At 48.2% G+C, this 23,392-nt stretch carries 21 protein-coding genes; 6 read left to right on the forward strand and 15 right to left on the reverse strand.

Features of this window, described 5'->3' with window-relative positions; all coding sequences use genetic code 11:
- The first annotated feature begins 23 nt into the window (after positions 1-23).
- The 5 genes from CF168_RS13210 to xthA all read left to right on the forward strand — a co-directional run bounded on the left by CF168_RS13210 (position 24) and on the right by xthA (position 5,198).
- Positions 24-2,237 carry a TonB-dependent siderophore receptor gene (locus CF168_RS13210; protein WP_167373639.1) on the forward strand — a complete coding sequence of 738 codons (2,214 nt, stop codon included), beginning with the start codon at positions 24-26 and terminating at the stop codon, positions 2,235-2,237.
- Positions 2,238-2,324: 87 nt separating this feature from the next.
- Positions 2,325-3,380 carry a siderophore-iron reductase FhuF gene (gene fhuF, locus CF168_RS13215; protein WP_089068099.1) on the forward strand — a complete coding sequence of 352 codons (1,056 nt, stop codon included), beginning with the start codon at positions 2,325-2,327 and terminating at the stop codon, positions 3,378-3,380.
- A 161-nt stretch (positions 3,381-3,541) separates the two neighbouring features.
- The gene (locus CF168_RS13220) at positions 3,542-4,087 is read left to right on the forward strand and encodes a septation protein A (RefSeq protein ID WP_037420040.1); all 546 of its coding nucleotides are present in this window, start codon (positions 3,542-3,544) and stop codon (positions 4,085-4,087) included.
- Positions 4,087-4,386, forward strand: a complete 300-nt coding sequence (locus CF168_RS13225) for a YciI family protein (RefSeq protein ID WP_011072939.1) — start codon at positions 4,087-4,089, stop codon at positions 4,384-4,386. The genes CF168_RS13220 and CF168_RS13225 overlap by 1 nt, the downstream gene beginning before the upstream one ends.
- Positions 4,386-5,198, forward strand: a complete 813-nt coding sequence (gene xthA, locus CF168_RS13230) for an exodeoxyribonuclease III (protein WP_089068100.1) — start codon at positions 4,386-4,388, stop codon at positions 5,196-5,198. Before CF168_RS13225 ends, xthA begins: the two co-directional genes overlap by 1 nt.
- A gap of 166 nt (positions 5,199-5,364) precedes the next feature.
- Here the strand turns inward: xthA and CF168_RS13235 are convergent, their stop codons facing one another.
- The 12 genes from CF168_RS13235 to CF168_RS13290 form a co-directional block, all read right to left on the reverse strand.
- Positions 5,365-7,281, reverse strand: coding sequence for a DUF262 domain-containing protein (locus tag CF168_RS13235; protein WP_089068101.1), 1,917 nt, complete (start codon positions 7,279-7,281; stop codon positions 5,365-5,367).
- A gap of 324 nt (positions 7,282-7,605) precedes the next feature.
- Positions 7,606-8,043, reverse strand: coding sequence for a hypothetical protein (locus tag CF168_RS13240; protein ID WP_089068102.1), 438 nt, complete (start codon positions 8,041-8,043; stop codon positions 7,606-7,608).
- Between the two features lie 72 nt (positions 8,044-8,115).
- Positions 8,116-8,547 (reverse strand): nuclear transport factor 2 family protein, encoded by a 432-nt coding sequence (locus CF168_RS13245; protein ID WP_089068103.1) that lies wholly within the window; start codon positions 8,545-8,547, stop codon positions 8,116-8,118.
- Positions 8,548-8,658: 111 nt separating this feature from the next.
- Positions 8,659-9,216 carry a GNAT family N-acetyltransferase gene (locus CF168_RS13250; protein WP_089068104.1) on the reverse strand — a complete coding sequence of 186 codons (558 nt, stop codon included), beginning with the start codon at positions 9,214-9,216 and terminating at the stop codon, positions 8,659-8,661.
- A gap of 214 nt (positions 9,217-9,430) precedes the next feature.
- A complete protein-coding gene (locus CF168_RS13255; protein ID WP_240520028.1) occupies positions 9,431-9,772 on the reverse strand; it encodes a hypothetical protein in 342 nt (113 codons plus the stop codon).
- A 473-nt stretch (positions 9,773-10,245) separates the two neighbouring features.
- Positions 10,246-11,700: a methyl-accepting chemotaxis protein gene (locus tag CF168_RS13260; protein ID WP_089068105.1), complete on the reverse strand. Its 1,455-nt coding sequence runs from the start codon at positions 11,698-11,700 to the stop codon at positions 10,246-10,248.
- Positions 11,701-11,814: 114 nt separating this feature from the next.
- Positions 11,815-12,306 (reverse strand): DUF1097 domain-containing protein, encoded by a 492-nt coding sequence (locus CF168_RS13265; protein ID WP_089068106.1) that lies wholly within the window; start codon positions 12,304-12,306, stop codon positions 11,815-11,817.
- A gap of 370 nt (positions 12,307-12,676) precedes the next feature.
- Entirely contained in the window at positions 12,677-14,923 is a 2,247-nt protein-coding gene (locus tag CF168_RS13270) for a xanthine dehydrogenase family protein molybdopterin-binding subunit (RefSeq protein WP_089068107.1), read from the reverse strand.
- A 1-nt stretch (position 14,924) separates the two neighbouring features.
- Complete coding sequence (locus CF168_RS13275) at positions 14,925-15,422, reverse strand: (2Fe-2S)-binding protein (RefSeq protein ID WP_011625802.1); 498 nt, start codon at positions 15,420-15,422, stop codon at positions 14,925-14,927.
- A 3-nt stretch (positions 15,423-15,425) separates the two neighbouring features.
- Positions 15,426-16,112 carry a nucleotidyltransferase family protein gene (locus tag CF168_RS13280; RefSeq protein WP_089068108.1) on the reverse strand — a complete coding sequence of 229 codons (687 nt, stop codon included), beginning with the start codon at positions 16,110-16,112 and terminating at the stop codon, positions 15,426-15,428.
- Entirely contained in the window at positions 16,112-17,125 is a 1,014-nt protein-coding gene (locus tag CF168_RS13285) for an XdhC family protein (RefSeq protein WP_089068109.1), read from the reverse strand. Before CF168_RS13285 ends, CF168_RS13280 begins: the two co-directional genes overlap by 1 nt.
- Before the next feature lie 212 nt (positions 17,126-17,337).
- Positions 17,338-17,982, reverse strand: a complete 645-nt coding sequence (locus CF168_RS13290) for an MBL fold metallo-hydrolase (protein WP_089068110.1) — start codon at positions 17,980-17,982, stop codon at positions 17,338-17,340.
- Positions 17,983-18,161: 179 nt separating this feature from the next.
- Here CF168_RS13290 and CF168_RS13295 point away from each other — a divergent pair, with 179 nt between their 5' ends.
- Entirely contained in the window at positions 18,162-19,451 is a 1,290-nt protein-coding gene (locus CF168_RS13295) for an alpha/beta fold hydrolase (RefSeq protein WP_089068111.1), read from the forward strand.
- Between the two features lie 220 nt (positions 19,452-19,671).
- Here the strand turns inward: CF168_RS13295 and CF168_RS13300 are convergent, their stop codons facing one another.
- From CF168_RS13300 to CF168_RS13310, 3 genes are read right to left on the reverse strand one after another with little or no spacing between them, the layout of a single operon-like run.
- Complete coding sequence (locus tag CF168_RS13300) at positions 19,672-20,055, reverse strand: cytochrome c3 family protein (RefSeq protein WP_089068112.1); 384 nt, start codon at positions 20,053-20,055, stop codon at positions 19,672-19,674.
- Between the two features lie 41 nt (positions 20,056-20,096).
- A complete protein-coding gene (locus CF168_RS13305; RefSeq protein WP_089068113.1) occupies positions 20,097-21,734 on the reverse strand; it encodes an HAL/PAL/TAL family ammonia-lyase in 1,638 nt (545 codons plus the stop codon).
- Between the two features lie 35 nt (positions 21,735-21,769).
- Complete coding sequence (locus tag CF168_RS13310) at positions 21,770-23,323, reverse strand: flavocytochrome c (protein ID WP_089068114.1); 1,554 nt, start codon at positions 23,321-23,323, stop codon at positions 21,770-21,772.
- Positions 23,324-23,392: the final 69 nt, after the last annotated feature.

A 23,392-nucleotide genomic window follows, 5' to 3' on the forward strand; every position in this document is an offset into this window, starting at 1 on the left:
ACCTAGTCAATCAAACAGCCTAAATGGAATTTAAGATCATTATTATGAAAACCTTCCCCCTCAACCGTCTCGCGGCGCACTGCCAACTCGCCATCACACGCCCTGAGCTTATCTTCTGCTCTGCCATACTCAGCATGCCCTATGCTTATGCCGATGCCAGCGATACCCAGAAAAAATCCACCAAAGACATTGAAATCATTAATGTCGTTGGCGCTAAGGATCTCCATGATAATCGTTACAAAACTCAGGCGATGAACACGGCAACGGGCTTAGATTTGTCCTATTTAGAGACGCCGCAATCCGTCACCTCTGTCACCAGCCAAATGATGCACGACCAACAACTAAACAGCGTCATCGAAGCCATGACCAGCGTAGCAGGCATCAATGCTCGGCCGATGGACAACGACAGATACAGCATCAGCTCGCGAGGGATTGCGGTCACCAGTATTCTTTACGATGGCGTGCCCACCACCTATGACACCCGTTTTAACTACGGCGATAACCTTATCGATACCGCCATCTACGAGCGCGTGGAAATAGTCCGTGGCGCCACAGGGTTAATGACAGGTGCGGGTAATCCCTCGGCCGCGATTAACCTTATTCGTAAACGCCCGACGCAAGAATTTATGGGCAACACCTCAGTGAGTGTCGGCTCATGGAACAATCTGCGCGGTATGGTCGATTTATCCAGCGGCTTAAATGACAGTGGCAACATCCGTGGCCGGGTTGTCGCCGCCTATCAGGATAAAGAATCCTTCCAAGACAGATACGAGCAGCAACGCACCACCCTCTATGGCATTGTTGAAACCGATATTACCGACAGCACACTGCTGACCTTAGGCGTGGATTATCAAGACACCACGCCCGAAGCGACTATGTCCGGCGGGCTGCCGCTGTTCCACAGTGATGGCAGCCGTACACATTACGATCGCGCCACTTCTACCGCCCCCGATTGGGCCTCGGCGCATACCCAAGGGCTCAATACCTTCGCCAGCCTTGAACATCGTTTTGATAACGGTTGGGAGCTAAAAGGCACCTACAGTTACGGCGATAACTCGCTGAAATACGATGTGCTATGGGCTACAGGTTATCCAGATCCGGTAACGAACATAGGCGCAACTGCAGGCTCTATCGCCTATGTCGATGGTAGCCGTACCCAACATAACCTCGACTTACGGGCGCAGGGAATGTTTGCCCTGTTTGGCCAAGAACATCAGCTCACTTTTGGCTGGACGGGTCAGCGCCAAGAGTTTGCCAACCCTTACTATTATCCTACGGCCGCCGTGCCGCCCTTGGGAGATTTTCGCGATCCCAACTTCCAGTATCCAAAACCTGACTGGAAAGAGACTCACACCACGGGTTCCTTCGGAGAAACCGAGCAAAGCGCCGCCTATGTGGCCACACAGCTTAATCTAACCGATGCCTTGGCATTGCTCGCGGGCCTGCGCCTTAACCAGTGGCAAACCGACCAAGATAACTTTGGCAGCATGTATGATTTTAAGGTCGACAATGAGCTCACCACCTATTTTGGCCTGACCTACGCTCTGGGCGAGCAATACTCGCTTTACGCCAGTTATACGGATATTTTTGCGCCGCAAACCTTACAGCGCATCGATGCCAGCTACATCGACCCCGTCAAAGGCAAAAACTACGAAGCGGGCATTAAAGCCAGTTTGATGGATGAAAGCTTAGATATGTCGTTGTCGGTATTTGAAATTCGCCAAGACAATGTTGGTGAACGCACCGGAGATGTACTGCCTGGCACCACTATCCCAGTGTATCGAGAGGTTAACGGCACTAAGACCCAAGGCTTTGAGTTTGAATCCACAGGCAAAATCACCGATGACTGGAATATCTACTTCGGCTACACCCAATTCAGTACCGATGATCCTAAGGGCAATCGCATCAACACCTCATCACCTCGCCAGCAGCTAAAACTCTTTACCACTTATACCTTTAGCGGCGATTGGAACAAGTTGCAGCTTGGCGCTGGGGTAAATTGGCAAAGCCGAGTCTATCAAACCGTCAACTCGCCCTTAGGCAGAGTCGAGGTTGAGCAAGACTCCTATGCATTGGCCAGCCTAATAGCAAGTTATGCCTTTACCGAGCAGCTAAAGCTAAGCGCCAATGTGCACAACGCCTTGGATAAAACCTACTACAGCCAAGTGGGGCAATATAGCCAATTCCAATATGGCACCCCGCGCAGCGTGAGCGTGAATTTGGATTATCGCTTCTAACGGACTGTCGATAACCAGCTGTTCATCAATGAAAACTGCGGTGACTAGACTCGCCGCAGTTTAATCAATCAAGTCAAAGGAGTGATTATGGCGCGCCAAAGGGAAACGGTACCGACCTTAGTTAAGCTTTCCAGAGGAACCCAACCTGATCATACCGAGCGGTGTCATCACAACCCCTCACAGAATGTAGGCACTGTGGTCGGCGCGCAAACAACCAACCTAACAGCGCTAAGCCCTGCGGATTTAACTCAAGTCGCCAAAGCGTTTAATCAACGACTGGCGCTGCGCGCCCCATTTTATGCCCAGCACTTTGTGGCAACCACTAAACCCCAAGGACTCAGTTTTGATACTTGGAGTCAGCCAGCCGTTTATCAGCAGCTTTTACTGGATTTTGCCAAGGCCTATCCACCTTTGGGAAAAACCTCATCTTTCATCACGTTAGAAAATATTCCCGAGCAGATATTGCTCAGCCATAGCCATAATTCCAAAGCCCTTCACTCGCTCTGGGGACAGTGGTATTTCGGTCTGTTAGTCCCGCCCATGTTGGAATGGATTATTAGCGCGCCGCACTCGCTCGCGAGCACCATTGAGCAGATTGAGCAAATTGAGCAAATTGAGCAGCTTGATATAGCGCCTGAGCATTTTTATCTTCGGCCCCACGATTCGGGCAGAGTCGCAGGTTTTGAGTTTCAATTAACTCCCACTCCTCGGGATAACGTCGCCATAGTAAAAGCCGGCATAGTTAAATCCACTGTCTTAACGCCACCCCGCGAGCGACAACTTATTCAGTGGATTCAAAGCCATCTAATCCCTAGCGTTGAACGATTAACCGGTTTAAGCCCAACCCCCGCAAAGTTGTATTGGAGCCATTTAGGCTACCTTATTCACTGGTATTTGGGCGAAATGGCATTGCCAAATATTGAATTTGAACACCTTAAGGAACTTCTATTTAACACAAAAGCCTTTGAAGATGGCGAGGCGAATCCACTCTACAACAGCATTAACCTGCTGCCCGCCTCAGCTTCTCACGCTGACAATATTCGCCGCGTATGCTGCTTAAGGTATCAACTCACCAACAGTCATCGCTGCGGCGATTGCCCATTAGCCACGCGCGCCCAAGCCAAACGTGCCGCGCAAGCTTAGCCTTATTAGTTGCAGCCCACTTAGTTGTAGGGGCAACATGGATTGCAACAGCCGTTCGCGCCGCTTTCATGCAACAGTTAGCAATCGGTCACCTTTCACGGCTTTTTCCCTCTAGCCCCCCGTGCTACACTCAAGCCCACGCCTTCTTAACACGATTATTTATGAAACAACTGCTTGATTTTTTGCCACTCGTTATCTTTTTTGCCGTCTATAAATTTTTCGATATTTATATCGCCAGTGGCGCCTTAATCGCAGCCACCGCACTGCAATTAGTCGTGACCTATGCGCTGTATAAAAAATTGGAGAAGATGCACCTGATTACCTTCGCTATGGTGACAGTGTTTGGCACCCTCACCTTAGTGTTCCATGACGATGCCTTTATCAAGTGGAAAGTCACTATTATTTATGCGTTATTTGCCCTAGCCCTTGGCGTGAGCCAACTACTCGACAAGTCGATTTTAAAGTCCATGTTGGGTAAAGAGATGAAGGTGGCCGATAATATTTGGGCACATGTAACTTGGTACTGGGTAAGCTTTTTTGCCATCTGTGGCCTAGTCAATATCTATGTCGCCTTTAGTCTGCCATTAGAAACTTGGGTGAACTTTAAAGTGTTTGGCCTCACCGCCTTAACCCTGATTAATACCGTAATCACCGTCTTTTACCTTTATAAACATCTTCCCGAAGATCAACGCAAGGAACTCAAATAATGTGGTATATGATTTCAGCTCAAGATGTTGAGAACAGCTTAGAAAAACGTTTAGCGGCGCGCCCTGCGCATTTAGCACGCTTACAGGAACTGGCCGATGAAGGTCGTTTGCTGGTTGCGGGTCCACACCCTGCTATCGATAGCGAAAACCCAGGCGATGCGGGTTTTAGTGGCTCGTTAGTGGTGGCGGATTTCGATTCGTTAGCCACGGCTCAAGCCTGGGCAGATGCCGATCCTTACTTCGCGGCGGGCGTATATCAAAGCGTCGTGGTAAAACCCTTCAAACGAGTTCTCCCTTAATGAAAATCGTTTCTTTCAATATCAATGGATTGCGTTCTCGTCTGCATCAATTGCAAGCGTTAATCGACAGCCATCAGCCCGACATTATCGGCCTGCAAGAAACCAAAGTGCACGATGAAGCCTTCCCGCTCGCCGAAGTCGAGGCCATGGGCTATCACGTGCATTACCACGGTGGCAAGGCACACTATGGCGTAGCCATGCTCTCCAAAGCCGCCCCAATTAAGGTGCAAAAGGGTTTTGCAACCGATGAAGAAGATGCGCAGCGCCGCATGATTATCGGCACCTTTGCTCAGGCAAATGGCCGTCCGTTAACTGTGTTGAATGGTTATTTCCCTCAGGGCGAAAGCATTGATCATCCAACAAAGTACCCTGCTAAACGTAAGTTTTATCAGGACTTAATGGCACATTTGCACGCAAACCATAGCAACGATGAAGATATCGCCATCATTGGTGATATCAATATTTCGCCCATCGATTTGGATATCGGTATTGGTGAAGTCAACCGCAAACGTTGGCTAAAAACCGGTAAATGCAGCTTCCAACCCGAAGAGCGTGAATGGCTGAAAACCCTGCAAGATTGGGGATTGGTGGACACCTTCCGTCAATTGCACCCCGAGCGCAGCGAGCGTTATTCATGGTTCGATTACCGCAGCAAAGGCTTCGATGATAACCGCGGCCTTCGCATCGATGTGATCTTAGCCACGCCGTCACTGGCCGCACGTTTAGTCGAATCCGACGTCGATTACGATCTACGCGGCATCGATAAACCCTCAGATCACGCGCCAATTTGGAGCACCTTTAAAGAAGCCTAACTCGATTGAGTGACTACTTTAATCGATATAAAAACATCGGCCTAGGCCGATGTTTTTGTTTGAGAGACTAAAAAATTAGTAACTCTTAAATTAAAATTTATAAGGATTAATGCCTTGAATACCTGAAAAATAGGAACGAAACAAGTTTTCCTTGAACTGCAATTTGTCACGAATTTGTTAGATTGACTTTATCTAGGTGCAATAATCGTTTTTTAAAATCGTCGTCACCTAATTCTATATTCCAACGCTTTTCCATAAATCTGAGAAGTTCCAAGCCTCGCGCCAAGATTTGATTCGGCGTCCAATCTTGATTTTGCGCAACTTCATTCTCGGAAACCGAGCCATTGTAATAACCAACACCTGAGCCGTTATTAACCTTTTGAGGAAAACTGTCATTTTGTAATGCCGAGTTTTTGGAGCGTGAAAGAGGTAATAAGTTACCTAGTGAGTGAGTTAAATAGCGCTGCCCCTTCTCATTCAGGTAGCCAAATTGTTCGCTCCAATAAACGTCGTCAGGTGTTTGAGGAAAGATATGTTCTAAAGTTACATGGTCTTTTTTGCTTGTTTTCAGTACATCCCAAGACAGCTTGCTGGTCGACTGCTTACCTTTTTCTCTTAGCCAGTGTTCGTTTTCATACAAGAAGTAGCGAATACCATCCCAGTGATAAAATCCATCCCTGTCCAATTCATACTTTTCTTCGATGTGAGCCAAGAATTTTTCAGGATCATAATAGCGAACAACCCAAGCATTTATGGATTTCACAACCTCTTCGATCGACTTGTCTCCAGTCAAGAGATCTCGTGACATACTGAAGAACTCAGTATCACCTGTATTCGCACGACGTTGGCTAAGGTTAAACAGTGTGAAGTTATAGCGTTCCGCTGCTATAAGTAAGCGACTAATCATTTCAGGATGTTGCTTGGAAACGAATGCCGACAAGATCAAGGGCTTGAAAGACCTGAAGCTTAACCGTTCCAAACGGTCTAGCCATACCTTCTGTGAATCAGTCAGATGATTTTCCTGCGCATAATAGGGATTATGCATATAGAACCAATAGACAATGGACTGCTGAAGACTTTTCACATAGTCGGATATTTCTTCAATCTTCAGCTTATCTTCTAATTTTTTAGGGTGAGTAATATTTCGGGCGTTAAATTTCTCATCCAGAAGGAATTTGATGTAGTCATCACCCTTTTGACGACTATATTTGAAATACATGGTCCAGTGGTTACGAAGAAAGAGGTTATCGCTCAGGAGAACTTCAGGGTTCTTACCCAAGTACTCATACATAGTTTTCCATGCATCGTTAATATTAACTCTTAATTGTTCTCGCCCATCATTATCTTTAAATAGGGTAGAAAGGTAGATCAACCTGTTCTTAAGCAGCTCCAAACTAGTAAGCGGCTTACCTCGATTATTCATTGTTTCGAAAGTAACAAAGACATCAATTTCTTCGTCAATTTCATACAGATTGAATTTAAACTTCTGCGTTAACTTCTTATAAATTATAGCGATCTCATCAACCGACATTCTAGTTAAACGTTCCTTAAAGTAGTCTTTGGCAAAGCTAAGATTACGCGTATAGAGCGTTTCGACAAACTGATTTGAACCGGAGTGCTCACCAAATATCTTGGTTTTCATGTACTCATCACTGGGGTTATCTTTCTCATACCCAAAGATAAAGCTTTGCTGCAATTTATTGTTTGCTTCAAAAAATATAAACTGCTTGCGAATAGAAGTGATAGATTGATAATTCAGCTCTGCCCCATCCTCGACAGATTCAAGGATTGCCTGCAAAAGGATCATTGAAGTGGTTAAACGCTGTTGGCCATCCACCACATAAAATGGGCGATAACCAACACCTTCTATTAACCATAAATCCTTCTCCCAACGCTGATATAAACTTGATTTGACCGGTTCAAGTGTGATTACACCAGTATAATGAATTCGGTCAGATTCAAGCTGAAGTATATCTTCCCAAAAGTCCTCAACTTGGTGCACCTTCCATGCATAACCACGTTGATAATCGGGAATACGCAGTAAACGCCGTTCAAAAATATCACTTAAGCTATTTAGTTTCATACTCAAACTTCCATTTAGAATACATAATACTCAAAGCAGTTGAGTGCTTATTGTATTAATAAACCTAGCCACTAATTTTAAATCAATAACATAATGCACTTCAGCTTGGTCAACAATACACTCTTATTAAAATATACAGCATCAAAAGTTGAAGGACTGAGTCTGATGAAAAGTTGGTCGACTCTATTTAATAATGCTGAAAGTCTATTTTTATATTAGAGAATTAGATTGAATATCTTTAGATATAGAAACACCAGTCTGGGCCGATGTTTCTAGTTTAATCTAGTGCAATAAAGTACCCATAATCTATAAGATAGAAAACGCCTAATCCCAATACACTGTATAGACAAGATAACCATCTTGAGGTTTAGGAGAAAGGTCATGTTCACCATAGGGCCATCCAATCACGACGCCATCCGCTGCGATTGCTGCAACCCAAGTTTCAACTTCCGCCAAACACGCACTTGTAAGGATATGAATGTTCTCGGCTGCCGGCCATAGCTCATCGTCCTCAAGGGCTTCAGACCATTCATCATGTAATCCAACATAAACACCCTGCACATCAGGCCTATGTTCGATTGCTTTCAAGCTGCGATAGATTTCTTTGATGGATGGCCGACCATAGCCCCAATTATTGGGTGCGATGGACTCTTCATCTTCGTTTTCTAAAAAGTACTCATCTAATGTCACGACCGGATAATGATCTGGATCAGCCGCCGATAACACGTTTAATGTATTGATTAATTCCGTTTTCGTTATCACCGAGATATTCCATTACAAGGACTTGTTTTCAATAGAGGTTTAACCTACTTATCACTTACACAATACAACTCATTAGGCCTGATGTTGATCTGATAATACAGAGATCCTCTCTACATCTAGGCTTGGAAAGTCAGGGTCGACGTACACATACATGCGGCTAATAAGATGGTCAGTAAACTCAAATACACTGCAAAAACGGCCAGTTGAAATCTTGTTGTCAGGCCAAACGGTGCCATCACTCATGGTCCCACCTTCTTGCCCTTCAACGATAACGGTATTGCCAGAAACTGTGATGTTAAAACCGTCGATATCATGCCAAATACGACTAAGTGAACTACCGATGCGATTGCCAAACTCAACTAAACTGTCCTTGCCCGTAGTGCGTCCAAATTTGGGGAAGAAAAAGTCTACCTCTTCGCTAAATAAATCTAAGTAACTCACATCACCCGCATCGACTTTCTTAAAGTATTCAATGGCAAGCTTAACTAATGCATCCTTTTCCATCATTTTTCCTATCTATACTGATTTTTAAACAGAATTACATCTAGAGGGGCACTAAAGAGTCCATAACTATCGAGAACCAAAGCACGGGTATCCCAGACATTAACCACTTGCTTAAATCTGTTGCTCTCTGGCTTTTAAATCTTCTGCAAGTAACCCATAAAGAGCAGAGTCAGAGATAACGCTACTCACCTCCCAGCGTTGCCTTAAAAGGCCTTCTTTGATAAACCCCATACGCTCCAACACGTTGGCAGAAGAAACATTCTCAGGGTCAATCTCCGCTTCAATTCGACGCAAACCCAATGTATTAAATGCAAATTTAATTAATGCAGCCCCAGCCTCGGAAACGATACCTTTTCCCCAATATCTTTGGCTTATTCCAAATCCAATTTCAGCTCGCTTTGACTCTTTGTCATAATTAAAGAGCATCACTTTACCTAGCAGTTCGCCACTATGTTTTTTATAAACCCCTAATGTCATTCCGCGGGAATCACACATGGAGTCGGAACTATTATTTATAAATGCAGCGGCATCATCTAATGATCGCCAAGGAGGAGTATTCCAATATCTCATCACCTCTGGCTCAGAAAAAATGTCAAATAATGCTTGCGAGTCATCTTCATGAAATGCTTTAAGAACTAAACGTTCTGTTTCAATTTTTATTCCTAACATTAAAACTATCCATTCACTGTTTATTTTGAATGCAGTATGAGCCACTACATATGGACCGATTTATTTCCATTTTTATCAATAAGATAAACAGAGTCCAGATTATGCAATTACGCTATCGGACTCTTGCGGCAGCAGGCAATATTCGATTGTAGGAGACATAACTAAATCACTTTTATAAGGCAGATATTGAGCTTGGCAAATCAACCTCATTCCGCTAATTCAAAACTTGATAATCAAGACTGCCATTGTGATACAGCCGAATTTCAATTATCTCTATTTGCTGTTTTAGTAATGACAAACGTTCTATTAACCAGAGATAGCCGATTTTATAGGCCGTCTGTAATAATGTGAGCAATTCATCTTCTGGCGTATGCGCTTCATCAATGGCCAAGATACGGTACCAGTCGAACGATTTAAAATTAGCAATAGTGTCAGACTCAAGCTCGGCCGTTAATAGCCATGAACCATTCATCATAGATGCTATATCAACAAAAAAAATCGCAGTAAGCTTCCACTTGGGTATAGGAGAAATTCGCATATTCTCTGACCAAGTCATCAAATTCCTCTCGGTAGCCATCAAGTGTGTTTTTAACCACGTAGGCTGCTTTCTCAACCCTTTGCATATGTCACTCTCATCCCTTCGCCCCTAATAACAGGGGCATATAGGGCTGATAACCTACCCCAGTTTCAGCACCTCTCCAACGGTATTTTGATGATAAAACCAAAGTCACGCTTTAGACTGATTAAATTTTTACCTTTTATTAACAACAGCTTGAGTTAGAGCAAAACTGTAATTTCAGTGTAATAAGGGTAAATAAAAGTCTGTAAGGCTTTGGTTAACTTTGGGGTACCTCAGCCAAAGCAATAACGATGACGGATGTAAATCACATAAAAAATGGCGGCTGCATTAGATGCAACCGCCATTTGGATTTGGCTATTTGAATTTAGCGATAAGCCTCGCCAGTGAACCACTCTTTCGCTGTTATGCTAATGAAATCCAATCGACCTCACTCACATAAAAGCCGCGGCTTAGCTAGTGCGGTACTGTTTAAGGATCCCTTCGAGTTCAACCGAGGCATGTTGCAAATCATGTGCTAGGGTGACACTGCGCTGCGCCGTTTGTTTAATGGTATCGGATTGATGACGGATCTCATTGAGCTGGCCAGCAATATCACGGGCGGCGACGCTCTGCTCTTCCGCCGATGCAGCAATCTGGCTACTCATATCGAATACGGCATTAACCGATTGCGCCATCCCCTCAACATCGTCGCCCACGGCAATAATGGCGCTGCGGCCTTCATCGGCGCGGTCCACAATCTCAGTGGTGATATTGGATAACTGACGAGTGCCCGATTGCAATCCTTCGATCATCGCTTGGATCTCAACTGTCGCTTGTTGAGTCCGTCCCGCCAAGGTACGTACTTCATCGGCAACCACCGCAAAACCACGACCTTGCTCACCCGCACGGGCCGCTTCAATGGCCGCATTCAGCGCCAGTAAATTGGTCTGCTCGGAAATACTGTTGATGGTAGTCACCACGGCATCGATACCCGCCGCATCCTTAGATAACTGTTCTACCGATGAAAATGCCGCGCCAATCTTGGTTGAGAGTTGCCCAATACTATCGACCGTGTGGCTAATACGTCCTTGGCTGGCACTCATTTGGCTGGCGTTATCTTTGGTCTGGAGCGAGGTGTTACTGGCATTGACAGACACTTCTTCAATCGCCGAGGTCATTTGTGCCATGGCCACGGCAACCGAGTCTAAAAATTGATGCTGGGCACCAATTAACTCGCCACTGCTTTTGGCCTGCTGATTAAACTCATCGGCGGCGAGGGAGAGCGTCTGAGCATTGCTGCGGATAGCACTCACCATTTCGCTCATGTTATCGGCGCAGCGGTCAATTTCGCGGGCGATTAAACTGAAGTCATCGGTGCCGAAAAAGTTTAATCTGAAACTTAAGTCACCATCGGCTAAGCGTTTGATGGCCATGTACATATCCCACAAGCCACCACCGAGGGAGGTTGAAATCCAATAGCTGAGTTGGAATAAGGGCAATAAACCGATTAACGCGAGCCAAAACATTAAGTTAGCATCGCTTCGCCCCTCATTTTCCCATTGAGCAACATTTTGCGACAGCTCGAGTGCGCCGCCGGATCCCACGCTGGCACTGGCGGTCACATTATCTCTTTGGCGCTGAGCCTCAGTTTGGCGACTGACAACACTTAAACCATTGTCACGGGCAAACTGTGACAACGTATCCCCCGTTAACTGCTGTGCATTCGCGACTTGAGCAAAGGCATCGACCGTTGTCTGCACCCGAGCCAAAGAGGCGGCTTCGAGGTTGCGGTGGGCATGTTGGTAATTGACAAGTGCAACGGCGGCGGTGATCAGCGCCACCATAGAGCAGACAACCCAAAACTTTCCGTTGAGACTGAATTTGATCAATATGGCATCAATGGTGCGAAACTGGATTTGTTTCATCTTGATATTTCCTAAGACCTAAAGGCTATCGGGTACTAAATCAGCATTATAGCTCATCTATTCCATCACTTTTTTACCGCACAGGCATCATCTGCACATTAAAAAATGATGAATTTAATCGGCACTGGCGATTTCAGAACCTGTTGATGCTGACCATTTGTGGCGAAGGGTGACTAACTGCGCAGTCAACAAACTCATGCAAAAACCTAACAGGGCGCCCAACACTAAGGATGGCACAATATTGGCGACATCCCCTGCCATGGCAAAGGTAATACAACAGCCAATAAAGGCGCCGGGAATAAAGCTTAATTTTTGATAACTGGCCTGCAGGCACATTGCCGAGGTCGCGATACCCGTAAACAGATAACCCGCCACAGGCGATACGAAGAAACTGCTACCACTAATAATGAGCCAAGCCCAAAACACACCGGAGAGATTGGTGCACCACGCCATCATCACGCCTTGAAAACCAGCCTTCGGCTGAGCAAAGAAGGTGCTACAACCTAAAAAGCCAATCCAAGTAACGAGATGAAAGGCATCTGCGATACCACACCAAACAGCGGCTAATAGCCCCGCCGAAATAGCGACTTGCCAACGATTTTCCATGATGACCCCTTTGTATTGTTTTCACGGAAGTTAATACTCAAATGCGCTTAAGGTGCAGCTGTATTATGGTGTTATAGCGCCCTTCACTTCCGTGTCGATCAATTTTTAGTAGGGATCTGCAATCGAAAACAGACTCACAGGCCGACTAGGAACCGATTCAAATGAATGTGTACGCGAGTCCGCATACCTTAGGTCACTTGAGTAAACATATTGGTTAAATTACCTCTATTCTGGTAACAAAAACCTGATCTATTGCTAATTTTCGGCATTAATGCCCGTAAATTTGCTAACAAGCAATTTATTTGTGGTAAAAAAACGAAAAAAGCGCTTATTAGGCGCTTTTTTGCTCACTCAGGTGTCGTTTACAGCATCACACCTTTAACTGTTTATTAACCGGCAGGTCGCGGATCCTAAGGCCTGTTGCGGCAAATATCGCGTTGGTCAGGCTTGGAGCCACCGGGGGCACGCCGGGCTCACCCACACCCGCAGGCGGCGCATCCGAGTCGATAATGATGATCTCCATCTCTGGCACTTGGGGTAAACGTAGCAAGGGATAATCATGGAAGTTAGACTGCATCACCTTACCCTGCTGGTAACTGATCTCCCCCATTAACGCCAAACTTAAACCAAATACTATCGCGCCTTCGGTCTGCGCTTTCACCCTGTCGGGGTTAACCACAGTGCCGGCATCAATCGCAGCAATGGCATTCAGCACCTTAAGCTGTTTGTCCTCGCCGACTTCTACCCGCATCGCCACCGCCACCACACTCACAAAGCTGCGATGCACGGCAAAGCCCCAACCTTGATTCTTACCTGCTTTAGGCGCCTTGGCTTGGGCTTGTTCAACCGCTTCAATCACCTTGAGGTAACGGCCGACATCGACGGGATGACGGTTTAAGTCTTCACCATAGTTACCATATTTAAAGCCTTGGTTCTCAAAGGTCTCTCGCCTTGCTTGGCCCAGTAAGCTGCGCCACATATCGGGGCAAGACAATTTGGCTTTATGGGCCATTTCATCGACAAAACTGCCCACGCCAAACCCATGTTGAATGTTACATACCGAGCGCATCCAACCGATACGGCTATGAGCTGTGGCCTTAACGGCCTCGTAGCGTAAATTTGCCAGGGCAAATGGCACATCGACAAAGCCTAAATCCAGCTCTCCGCCGGATGGATACTCAACCCCCTCGGCAAAGGTGGAACTGATCGACGGGAAGCCCGTACGCGCGAGCAGCGCCGTTGGTTTGTTATTGGCATCGAACAAGGCCTGATAACACTGGGCGCTGATGGCGTGATAATAACCGTTTTGGATTTCATCCTCACGGCTCCAACTCACCTTCACTGGCCGTTTAAATTGCTTGGAGAGTAGCGCCGCCTCCACACTGAAATCTGGTTTGGACTTACGCCCAAAGCCGCCGCCCAGTAACGTCACATTCACTTTCACCGCATCCTCGGCGATACCTAAGGCCGCGGCCACATTTTGCTGGGTACTCTGCGGTGTTTGTGTCGATGCCCAAATTTCACAGCCCTTCTCGGTCACATTGGCTGTGGCCACAGGCGGTTCGATGGAGGAATGGATAAGGTAAGGCACGGTATAAATCGCCTTAAGGGTATCGTCCTTCGGCCAGGCTTTGACCTCATCACCAACTTGACGCACCACCTTGCCTGGAGCTTGTACCTTGTCCACCAGCTCTTTAAGGTAGGTTTTAGAATCGTGGCTGCTGTTGGCAGACTCAGTCCAGCTCACTTGCAAGGCTTTACGCCCCTGCAGCGCGCTCCAAGTATTTGTCGCCACCACAGCTACGCCGCCTAGGGCTTGAAAAGCGGGAGCGCCCTTGGACGTTGGCAAACGGTACACATCGACCACACCCGCTACGTTGCGCGCCGCACTATCGTCAAGACTTGCGACATCGCTCCCCAATACAGGTGGGCGCATAATACTGGCATAAAGCATGTTATCCACTTGAATATCATAGCCATAGACAGCCTTACCTGTGAGCATGGCCTGCATATCGACTATCTGACGCGATGCACCAATTTGCTTGAAATCCTTAACTGCCTTTAACCGCAGCGAATCGGCTGCGGGCAGTGGTAATCCTGCCGCGTCGAGGGCTAATTCGCCAAAGCGCGCAGCACGGCCAGATTTGGCATGCAGCACTTGATGATCTTTAGCCTGCACTTCACTCACGGGGACTTTCCAGCGAGCTGCGGCGGCTTGTTCAAGCATGGTTCGAGCCATAGCGCCCATCTCACGCATGCGATCATAGTTTTCGCGGATACTGCGGCTACCATCGGTATTTTGGCTGGCGTAACGTTTATCTGCGAGTCCTTGAATAGGCACAATTTTATCCCAATCAGCCTCCAGTTCTTCGGCCAAAATTTGTAAAATCCCCGTGCGGATCCCCTGGCCCATTTCGGAGCGGTGGCAGGTCAAATAAACCTTGTCATCCTCACCGATGGCGATAAACAGATTGAGCCGCGCCTGCTGATCCTGCGCCAATGCCATTGGACTCCAACTGAGACCACTTGCCCCGAGTGCGAGGCCGCCCCCGACGGCGCCGAAGAGTTTTAACACATCGCGGCGACTGATATTTTCAACTGCGGTGAATGTACTCATCTTAGCCCTCCTGTTTGGCATAGCTTTGCAGCGCCGCTTTTATCCGAGGATAGGTACCGCAGCGACACAAATTACCCGACATGGCAGCATCGATTTGCTCCGCCGATGGTTTTGGATGCTGAGTGACTAAAGCTGCTGCTGACATTAATTGCCCCGCCTGACAATAACCACACTGAGGTACATTGTGTTCGGCCCAAGCATTTTTAAGCTTTTGATTATCCAGCCCTTCAATCGTGGTCAGTTGTTTACCTTGCGCCTGGGATACGCTGGTTAAACAGGCGCGCACTGGCTGACCATCTAAATGCACGGTACAGGCGCCGCAGAGTCCGGCGCCGCAGCCATATTTAGTGCCCGTTAAGCCTAAAATATCCCGTAACGCCCAGAGGATAGGCATATTGGGATCCGCATTTAAGGTAAAAGATCTGCCATTAATGGTCAGGTTTTGGGAAGGCATCGCAAGACTCTGGTCCTTTGCCGCCTCCGAGGATGGTATTGCCATAACTCACTCCTTAAGTGCCAACCACGACGCAAGATCGGCTTTAGTATCAATATCAATCGCGGCATGGGGTAAGGGAACTGCCACTAACTCACCCACATTTGCCAGTTGTTTTAAGATGGATTTGGCGCCGCGATCGCCGGTCAAATCCGTTAATAAATCGAGTATTGAGGCATTAAAAATAGCAGGAGCGCCTAATTCATCCAACTTCCCAGCTGCGTGATGATAAAGCGCGGCCACAGATTGCTGACTAGTTTGCCAAGTCTCAATCAACTGCCGATAGTCTTCAAATGTCAGCGCGACCTGATCCGCTAAGGTGAGTAACATGCCATCAAACTGCTGTGCTTTTGCAAAGTCCGCCGCAGCGCGCAGCGACGATGACAAACCCGTCTGCCAGTCGGCATTATGCAGTAGCGTGAATTGATTCGCCCCAAAAGCCTCTAGTTGGGGACGAAGTTCGTGGGCATGGGCACCGAGCACCACCAGCATCGAAGCGCTGACTTGATTGGATGACTCCATTGCCAATGGTGCCGAGGTGAAGCGAGCCAAACGCTCGATATGGCGTTTTAAGATGCTCTGCCCGCTATTTGCACTCGATGACGTTGATAATGGCTGCGCCAGTTTAATCCCCTGAAATCGCCGGCTCTCCCCTGCAGCCAGCACGGCAATTAACAAGCGTTGGCGGCTCAGCATTAGGGCATGATCCCATCGAGAATCGAACATGGCGCGCCGTGTAGCACCCCATGGCATTGGGCCAAAATACTCAAGGCAATGGCGCTCGGTAACTCACCACCAAGCGCAAGCCCCGCCGGCGCCGAGAAAAAGCCATTAAACGAATCGGTACTGAGTTCAGCCATCTCCAGCACTTTATCCCGCCGATGGGCAGGCCCTAAGAGTGCAACATATTTAAGATCAAAGGGTTGAATGGCTTTGAGCGCCGCCGCATCTAAGTTCAGGTTATGGTGCATGACCACAGCACAATCTAAGGATGCAACAAGAGTGCTCGCCTCATTAGCACTTTGCTTGACGATATGGGCATGGGGAAAGTCGGCACTTCTCGCGTAGGCGGTGCGCGTATCAAACACACTCACCTGCCAACCTAAACTGTGGGCAATCGCCGCTACGGGTTTAGCATCAATGCCCCCACCAAAAATCCCTAAATGAAATCGCGGTCTGAGCGGGATGATAAGCGCCTCCCCTTCAGGCTGGCTGAGTATGCCCGCCTTTGGAAAATCCGCCGTCGGAAATGGGGCACTCTTGGCTGGATAAAACTGCGCGGCGTAACTGCGAGCATCACTGCCCGCGGGTGCAAGAGGTAATTGATAGTAGCCCGACTGCCCCTTACGAAATGCTTGCACTATGTCCACTAGGCCAAGATCATGATTTTCTTTAAGCAGAGGGATCAACATGATATCGACTTTACCGCCGCAACCGAGGCGGTAGCTGGCATCGGATTCATCGGTCGCATCGTAGGTGACACAAGCAATCTGCTGCGATTGCATGGCTTGCTGCGCATGACGGCGAAGATCCGCCTCTAAACAGCCACCACTTAATATCCCCGCCCCTTGGCCAAACTCGTGGAATAACATCATGGCGCCGGGCTTTCGGTAGGACGAGCCTTGGATATGGGTAATCACCGCCAGCACCCAGGCATCATCGGCTAAAGGCAACCAATGCTCTAACAAGTCTTCGATTTGCTGAACCATGCACAACACTCCATGCTTGCATCTGCGGCTAGATAAGTGAAGCCAATAAATAACATTCGACTTAACAAGTTAACAAAGCTGAACTCGCATTCATAGAGGAAATGATGAACAAAATATTGCGGTGAGGGATACTAAGCGTACGCAGCGAACGATAATGAGATAACCCATGGCTCGCGACGCATTTACACACGTCGCGATGAAGTATGGCCAGCTTACAACAGTAACTGATCGGCCACAAAGGGGTTATGTTCGCGCTCTTCACCGAAGGTCGACATAGGTCCGTGGCCGGGAATAAATTCTACATCCGCCCCTAAAGGCCAAAGTTTAGTGGTGATAGATTGGATTAAATCCTGATGATTCGATTGAGGGAAATCCGTACGACCAATCGAGCTTCTAAACAGAATATCGCCCACCCAAGCCAGATGTGCGTCAGCGGAATAAAATGCCACGTGGCCCGGAGTATGCCCGGGGCAATGCAACACGCTTAAACTTTGCTCACCCACGGTAACTACATCGCCATCCTGCAAATATTGCTCGGGCTCGAAGGCTTCGCAGTGGGGAAACCCAAAGTTTTGGCTCTGTTTGGGCAGGTTATCAATCCAAAATTTGTCTGCTACATGGGGGCCAATAATAGGTACATTCGTTTGTTGCGCCAACAGCTTAGCACCGCCCACATGGTCGATATGGCCGTGGGTCAGCAGGACTTTTTCAAGGGTCAGTCCCAACTTGTCCACTTCGCCTAAAATACGGTCGACATTCCCTCCCGGATCGACAACCGCGGCACGCTTCGTTTTTTCACACCAGATCAAGCTGCAATTCTGCTGGAAAGGTGTCACAGGAATAATTTGATACTTCATAGCTTCAATCTCGTGTTATCCATAGCCGATAGATTACGCTAAGAGGCTTATCATGGCTCAAATTTTTACAATAAAAATTGATCTTAACCAAAGGCTAACCAAATAATCCCAACTTGCGACAACAGGGCTTTTGTATACAATCTGCCCTAAACAACAAGCCCTACTCTTAAGGTTAATTGATGAAACCCGATATGATGCTCGCCGGTGTCCTCGCAAAAAAGCACACATTCAACCTGCCACTCAATTATCAACAGCCGATTGGTGAACAGATCAGTGTGTTCGCGCGGGAACTCTGCGCCATTGAAAATAAAGATAAAAAACTGCCATATATCGTTTTTTTTCAGGGAGGCCCCGGCTTTGCTGCCATGCGCCCCGCTAATAATAGCGGTTGGATCCGCCGCGCACTCAAAGAGTTTAGAGTATTATTGCTCGACCAACGGGGGACTGGGCTTTCTAGCCCGATAAATTACCAAAGCCTCGGTCACTTAACGCCTGAACAACAGGCCGAATATTTAAGCCATTTTAGGGCCGACAATATCGTCCGCGATGCCGAATCAATTCGCGCCCAGCTCTGCCCCGCCGACAAGTGGGCGATTCTAGGTCAAAGTTTTGGTGGTTTCTGCGTGCTGCATTATTTAAGCGCCGCCCCTCAGGGTGTGAGTGAAGCTTATATCACTGGCGGCATTCCTTCCCTCACACGCAGCAGTGATGAAGTCTATCAGGCCACCTATCAGCGCGTACTCGCTAAAAATAAGGACTTCTTCCAGCGCTTCCACGATGCGCAGCATCTAGTGACACGCCTCGCCAAACATATACTCGAGCACCCAGTGCATTTAGCCACGGGCGAGCGCCTCACGGTTGAAATGCTGCAACTGCTCGGCATTAACTTGGGCATGGAGCAAGGCCCTGAGTCGGTTTACTATTTGCTTGAACAGGCGTTGGTGCACTCGCCCCAAGGTGATTATGTCAATCCGCTGTTTTTAAATCATTTCTGTCAATTGCTCGACTATAACACCAACCCGATTTTCGCCCTGTTACACGAGGCCATCTACTGCCAACACAGGGCGTCACAGTGGTCTGCCCATAGGGTGCGTGAGCAGTATCCGGCCTTTAACTATCAAGTCGGTAAGCCTTTCCTGTTTACTGGCGAGATGATTTACCCTTGGATGTTTGAACAATTTAGCCATCTAGCCCCACTCCAAGCAGCGGCCAATCTCCTTGCCCATAAAACGGACTGGCCAGCGTTATACAATCTCGAGCAACTCAGCCAAAACCGCGTCCCAGTTGCGGCCGCGATTTACAGCGAAGATATGTATGTCGAGATGGACTACAGCCTCGAAACTGCCAAACAGGTAGCGCACCTAAAGTATTGGTTAACCTCGGAATATGAGCACAATGGCATTCGAATGGATGGCGAGCGGATCTTAGATAAGCTCATCAGTCTCAACCGCGGTGACAGCTTAAGATAAATGTTAATTTTAAGGGTTAATTAAGTAAAAGCTGTCATTGTGTGCTGGCTCCTCATCCATATGAGTGATTTTGGCTACAACATTCAACGACCAATTTTCCGTAAGAGTAATCCGTATTGGCTTACTCTTTTTTTTACCTAAAAAAATGCACTCAACCGGGTTGAGTGCATGACAAACATAGTCAAAAAAGCAGGGGAGCGAGTTTCTAACCGAGACGAAATTAACGTTTCATCTGAGGATAAGTAAATTCATGGCATTGATTGCAATAGACTTTACTTTCTTTGTGTTCCTGATGGCAGTAAGTACAAGGCAGATCAGTACCATAGTGCAGACTGTCATGGGGATTCGGCTCAACCGAATGGCCCGCATCCGCTGGGCGCTCCGTCAGCTTAGCCACCTCCTCGGGTGAACCGTGGCAGCTACTGCAAGTCGCTGCATCGGGAACGGTTTTACGTTTTGCATCACCGTGGCATGCCGCGCAATCGACTTTACCATCGGCTCCTGTCATCACCTCTTTATGGTAGTCCTTGATATTCAATGCATTAGCGGCCATTGGCGTTGCCAGCATGACACCGAGTAATAGAATAAATACGGGTTTTAACATCAGAGTCTTCCTAGGCGGGACATAGTGCCCCGCATCGTAGATTAATAGTTTGCAATAAAGTCAGTTGACGCTTGGATATCGGGTGTAAATGGACGGTCCTTGGCGACAAAAGGCACTCTTTCACGGTAGGCCTTGTACATGGCTTGTGTTGCCTTACCCAGTTGTAGATCAGGGTGAGCTTGCTTACGTAAATCAATCGCTTGAGTTGAGTGCAGCAGTTCTAAACCGTAAATGACTCGGGTGTTATCCACGATTTGGAGCAGGTTATCCGACGCCAACTTAAGATTCGTGAAGGTATCTTCAATCCCACCGGCGATAGAAATCCCATCGAAGGATACAGGCGTAGCTAACTGCTTGTTACGCACTTGCATATCCACAAAGGCCTTTTGAATCGCACCGAAGGCATGGCCTTGGTTTTCTGGCGCACTCAGGAAGCGCGTCAGCTTAGTAAAATGATCATCGGACAGATGAATCGTGCGCATCACGCTGTTATGGGACACATGGGTCAGGGCCACACTCAGGTTTTGTACTGCGAGTGCCACAGGTAGCGGCTCAAAGTTAGTGGAAGGGAACACACCGCCCTGCCCTTCGACCAAATATTTAGCCACTTGTGGAAACTCGGCATATTGGTTCGACGCGCCCACAATCACGGCTGGGTTATCGTCAGAATGGTTGATTTGGATATTGATCACTTCATCTAATGAAGCTAGGGCCTGCTCGGCGCCTGCAAAGGTGTAAGCCGTGGTTCTAAAGCTTAACGGATCCTGTAATGGACGCTCATCGTTTAGCTGCCATAAATAGCTACCATCGAGCTGCTTGAGAATGTCACTGGTGGCCGATTTAATATAAGGGAACGGACGGATGTCGTTGGTTTGCGGCAAGAATGGCGCCACGTTACCGTTTAATCCCTCAAGGCTTAAGCCAAAGACAGTGGGCGATACGGACAACAATTGCTTCGCTTCACGGTAACCTTGCATGGCATACGCGACGGCAAAGGCATTGTTAGACAGAATCGATAGCGCATCTTTTCCCATAGGCGCCAATGGTGTGATCCCCGCATCGGCCATCGCCTCTTTACTGCTCACACGTTGACCTTTGTAGAACACTTCCCATTCACCAATCATGGCCAAACCGACATGGGATGACAGCAGAATATCCGCTTCACCTACTGTACCCTTAGCTGGGATCACAGGGGTCAGCCCTTGGTTAAGATAGGCTTCATAAAGCTCGGCAACCACAGGTTGCACACCGGTTTGTCCGGCTAACATGGTATTTAACCGCACGGCTAAGGCTAGACGAGTGAGTCGAATCGGCGCAGCTTCACCGACACCAGCACTGTGGGCACGCAGAGTGCTGAGGTTAAAGCTTCGAGAGGCATCGAGCACCGCATCACTCAGCTTGCCGTTGGCATCGAACAGCTTGTGGTCTTTATTTAATCCAACCCCCACGGTTAAGCCATACACAGGTTTGCCCAGACGCGCCGCTTCCATCAGTAGCGCGTTTGCTTTCACGAGTTGGGTCTTGGCCTGCGGCGCAATCTTCACTTTAGCGCCATCGGCAATCGCCCAGGCTTGGTCTTGGGTTAAATGTTTACCGTCGAGCACCACTTGCTCCATCGCGAATGCGCTGCCTGAAAGTAGACTCAAGGTGAGTGAGGCCATCAACATGGATTTATTCATTATCATCTCCAACATTTTGTTATATTTAATAAAATCTAAGCTTGCTTGAGCGTCACAGCGTTCGCTGCGGCGCAGTTACGACCAGCATTACGCCCAGTGACCACCCCTTCGGCCACGGCACAGGCTCCTAAGCGGCTGGCGCCATGGATACCGCCTGTGGCTTCGCCTGCGGCATATAGCCCGGGGATGGCTTTATTGCTGACCAAATGCAGCACTTCGGATTGGGTATTCACCTTCACGCCACCCATGCAGTAATGCACCTTCGGCCACATGCGCACCGCATACCAAGGCCCTTTGTCCAGCACTATTGCCTCCTGCATGGGGCGGTCGAACTCTTTATCAACGCCCGTCTTCACCGCTTCGTTCCAACGCGCGACCTGCGCCTCTAATGCCTTGGCGGGCATGCCGTAAATAGCGGCCAGTTCGTCTAAGGTCTCGGCCTTGCTGATGACCTTGTATTTCAGGCCCCAATCTAAGGTCTGTGCCTTGCTGGCACCGGCGGCATTAGTAAAACCAATGGGATAGACAGGCTGCCCCTGCTCATCCCGTCTGGTCATGATGGCGTCGGCACGCGCTTTACGGTCGGCTAGTTCATTGAAGAAACGCTCGCCGGTACGCACATCCACAACAATGCCGTGTGGATAGGTAGCGATAGTGTTGAACTGGGAAGCCGTACCAAAGCCCTTCTCGTCGGGGGATGCCCATGGGCCGAGCTGAATTTGGTCTAAATGAATGGGATTGGCCCCAATGAGCATCATCTGTTTGAGCGCCTCAGAGGTGGCACCTGCATGGTTGGTTGAATCTAAATCACTATTTAACTCAGGTAATTGCATCATGCGGTATTCAATATCACGACCAAAACCACCGGTCGCCATAATCACGCCACGGCGCGCGCCGATACGACGTATTTTACCCGTGCGCTCTTTGGGAAAATAAAAACCTTCGCGAACTTCGACACCGATCACCCGTCCGGCCTCATCTTGTACAAAGCCTTCGAGCTTGGTCTGATTTTTCATGATGACGCCCTTATCACGGGCGGCTTTAATTAGGGGACGAATAATGCCAGCGCCTGAACTTTCAACCGTTTGCAACACTCGTTGTACCGAGTGGCCACCAAAATGTTGCACAAAAGGCTTCCAGTTCACGCCGTAATCAATCAACCATTGGCAGGATTCTGCGGTGCCGTTACACACCAGTTTAAGCATTTCCACATCGTTCATGCCGCGACCTGCCCGCAGCATGTCAGCCACCATGGCATCGACAGAGTCTTTAATCCCGGCCTGTTTCTGTAGCGCAGAACCGGCTACAGCCATGGCGCCGCCATTGATGGTAGAGTTACCACCAAACACGGGCATCTTATCGATAACCATCACGCTCACGCCGGCTTCTCTGGCCTGCAACGCCGCAGACATGCCAGCAAAACCGCTGCCGACCACGAGCACATCTACGATTTCATCGAAGTTGATAGGCGCAGAGTCACAACTGGCTGTAGTAGGCAGTGCAATACTCGCCCCGAGTCCCGCGGCCATGACCATGCCCCCCTTTAATAACTGGCGGCGCCCCGAATTAATACCTTGGGTTTTACTCATGCTGATTTCCTTCAATAATCATTGGAACTTGTCAGCGTGAAAGTGCAGATGCTGTGCCAAGCACCTAAA

Source organism: Shewanella bicestrii (assembly GCF_002216875.1).
Taxonomy (GTDB): Bacteria; Pseudomonadota; Gammaproteobacteria; order Enterobacterales; family Shewanellaceae; genus Shewanella; species Shewanella seohaensis.

What these genes read in the sequence shown, in the direction of transcription:
- CF168_RS13260 (WP_089068105.1), bottom strand. Translation starts at nt 11,700, where the DNA reads ATGAAACAAATCCAGTTTCGCACCATTGATGCCATATTGATCAAATTC.
- CF168_RS13220 (WP_037420040.1), top strand. Translation starts at nt 3,542, where the DNA reads ATGAAACAACTGCTTGATTTTTTGCCACTCGTTATCTTTTTTGCCGTC.
- CF168_RS13280 (WP_089068108.1), bottom strand. Translation starts at nt 16,112, where the DNA reads ATGCTGAGCCGCCAACGCTTGTTAATTGCCGTGCTGGCTGCAGGGGAG.
- CF168_RS13265 (WP_089068106.1), bottom strand. Translation starts at nt 12,306, where the DNA reads ATGGAAAATCGTTGGCAAGTCGCTATTTCGGCGGGGCTATTAGCCGCT.
- CF168_RS13270 (WP_089068107.1), bottom strand. Translation starts at nt 14,923, where the DNA reads ATGAGTACATTCACCGCAGTTGAAAATATCAGTCGCCGCGATGTGTTA.
- CF168_RS13310 (WP_089068114.1), bottom strand. Translation starts at nt 23,323, where the DNA reads ATGAGTAAAACCCAAGGTATTAATTCGGGGCGCCGCCAGTTATTAAAG.
- CF168_RS13295 (WP_089068111.1), top strand. Translation starts at nt 18,162, where the DNA reads ATGAAACCCGATATGATGCTCGCCGGTGTCCTCGCAAAAAAGCACACA.
- CF168_RS13290 (WP_089068110.1), bottom strand. Translation starts at nt 17,982, where the DNA reads ATGAAGTATCAAATTATTCCTGTGACACCTTTCCAGCAGAATTGCAGC.
- CF168_RS13245 (WP_089068103.1), bottom strand. Translation starts at nt 8,547, where the DNA reads ATGGAAAAGGATGCATTAGTTAAGCTTGCCATTGAATACTTTAAGAAA.
- CF168_RS13210 (WP_167373639.1), top strand. Translation starts at nt 24, where the DNA reads ATGGAATTTAAGATCATTATTATGAAAACCTTCCCCCTCAACCGTCTC.
- CF168_RS13285 (WP_089068109.1), bottom strand. Translation starts at nt 17,125, where the DNA reads ATGGTTCAGCAAATCGAAGACTTGTTAGAGCATTGGTTGCCTTTAGCC.
- CF168_RS13225 (WP_011072939.1), top strand. Translation starts at nt 4,087, where the DNA reads ATGTGGTATATGATTTCAGCTCAAGATGTTGAGAACAGCTTAGAAAAA.
- CF168_RS13235 (WP_089068101.1), bottom strand. Translation starts at nt 7,281, where the DNA reads ATGAAACTAAATAGCTTAAGTGATATTTTTGAACGGCGTTTACTGCGT.
- CF168_RS13275 (WP_011625802.1), bottom strand. Translation starts at nt 15,422, where the DNA reads ATGGCAATACCATCCTCGGAGGCGGCAAAGGACCAGAGTCTTGCGATG.
- CF168_RS13250 (WP_089068104.1), bottom strand. Translation starts at nt 9,216, where the DNA reads ATGTTAGGAATAAAAATTGAAACAGAACGTTTAGTTCTTAAAGCATTT.
- xthA (WP_089068100.1), top strand. Translation starts at nt 4,386, where the DNA reads ATGAAAATCGTTTCTTTCAATATCAATGGATTGCGTTCTCGTCTGCAT.
- CF168_RS13255 (WP_240520028.1), bottom strand. Translation starts at nt 9,772, where the DNA reads ATGACTTGGTCAGAGAATATGCGAATTTCTCCTATACCCAAGTGGAAG.
- CF168_RS13305 (WP_089068113.1), bottom strand. Translation starts at nt 21,734, where the DNA reads ATGAATAAATCCATGTTGATGGCCTCACTCACCTTGAGTCTACTTTCA.
- fhuF (WP_089068099.1), top strand. Translation starts at nt 2,325, where the DNA reads ATGGCGCGCCAAAGGGAAACGGTACCGACCTTAGTTAAGCTTTCCAGA.
- CF168_RS13300 (WP_089068112.1), bottom strand. Translation starts at nt 20,055, where the DNA reads ATGTTAAAACCCGTATTTATTCTATTACTCGGTGTCATGCTGGCAACG.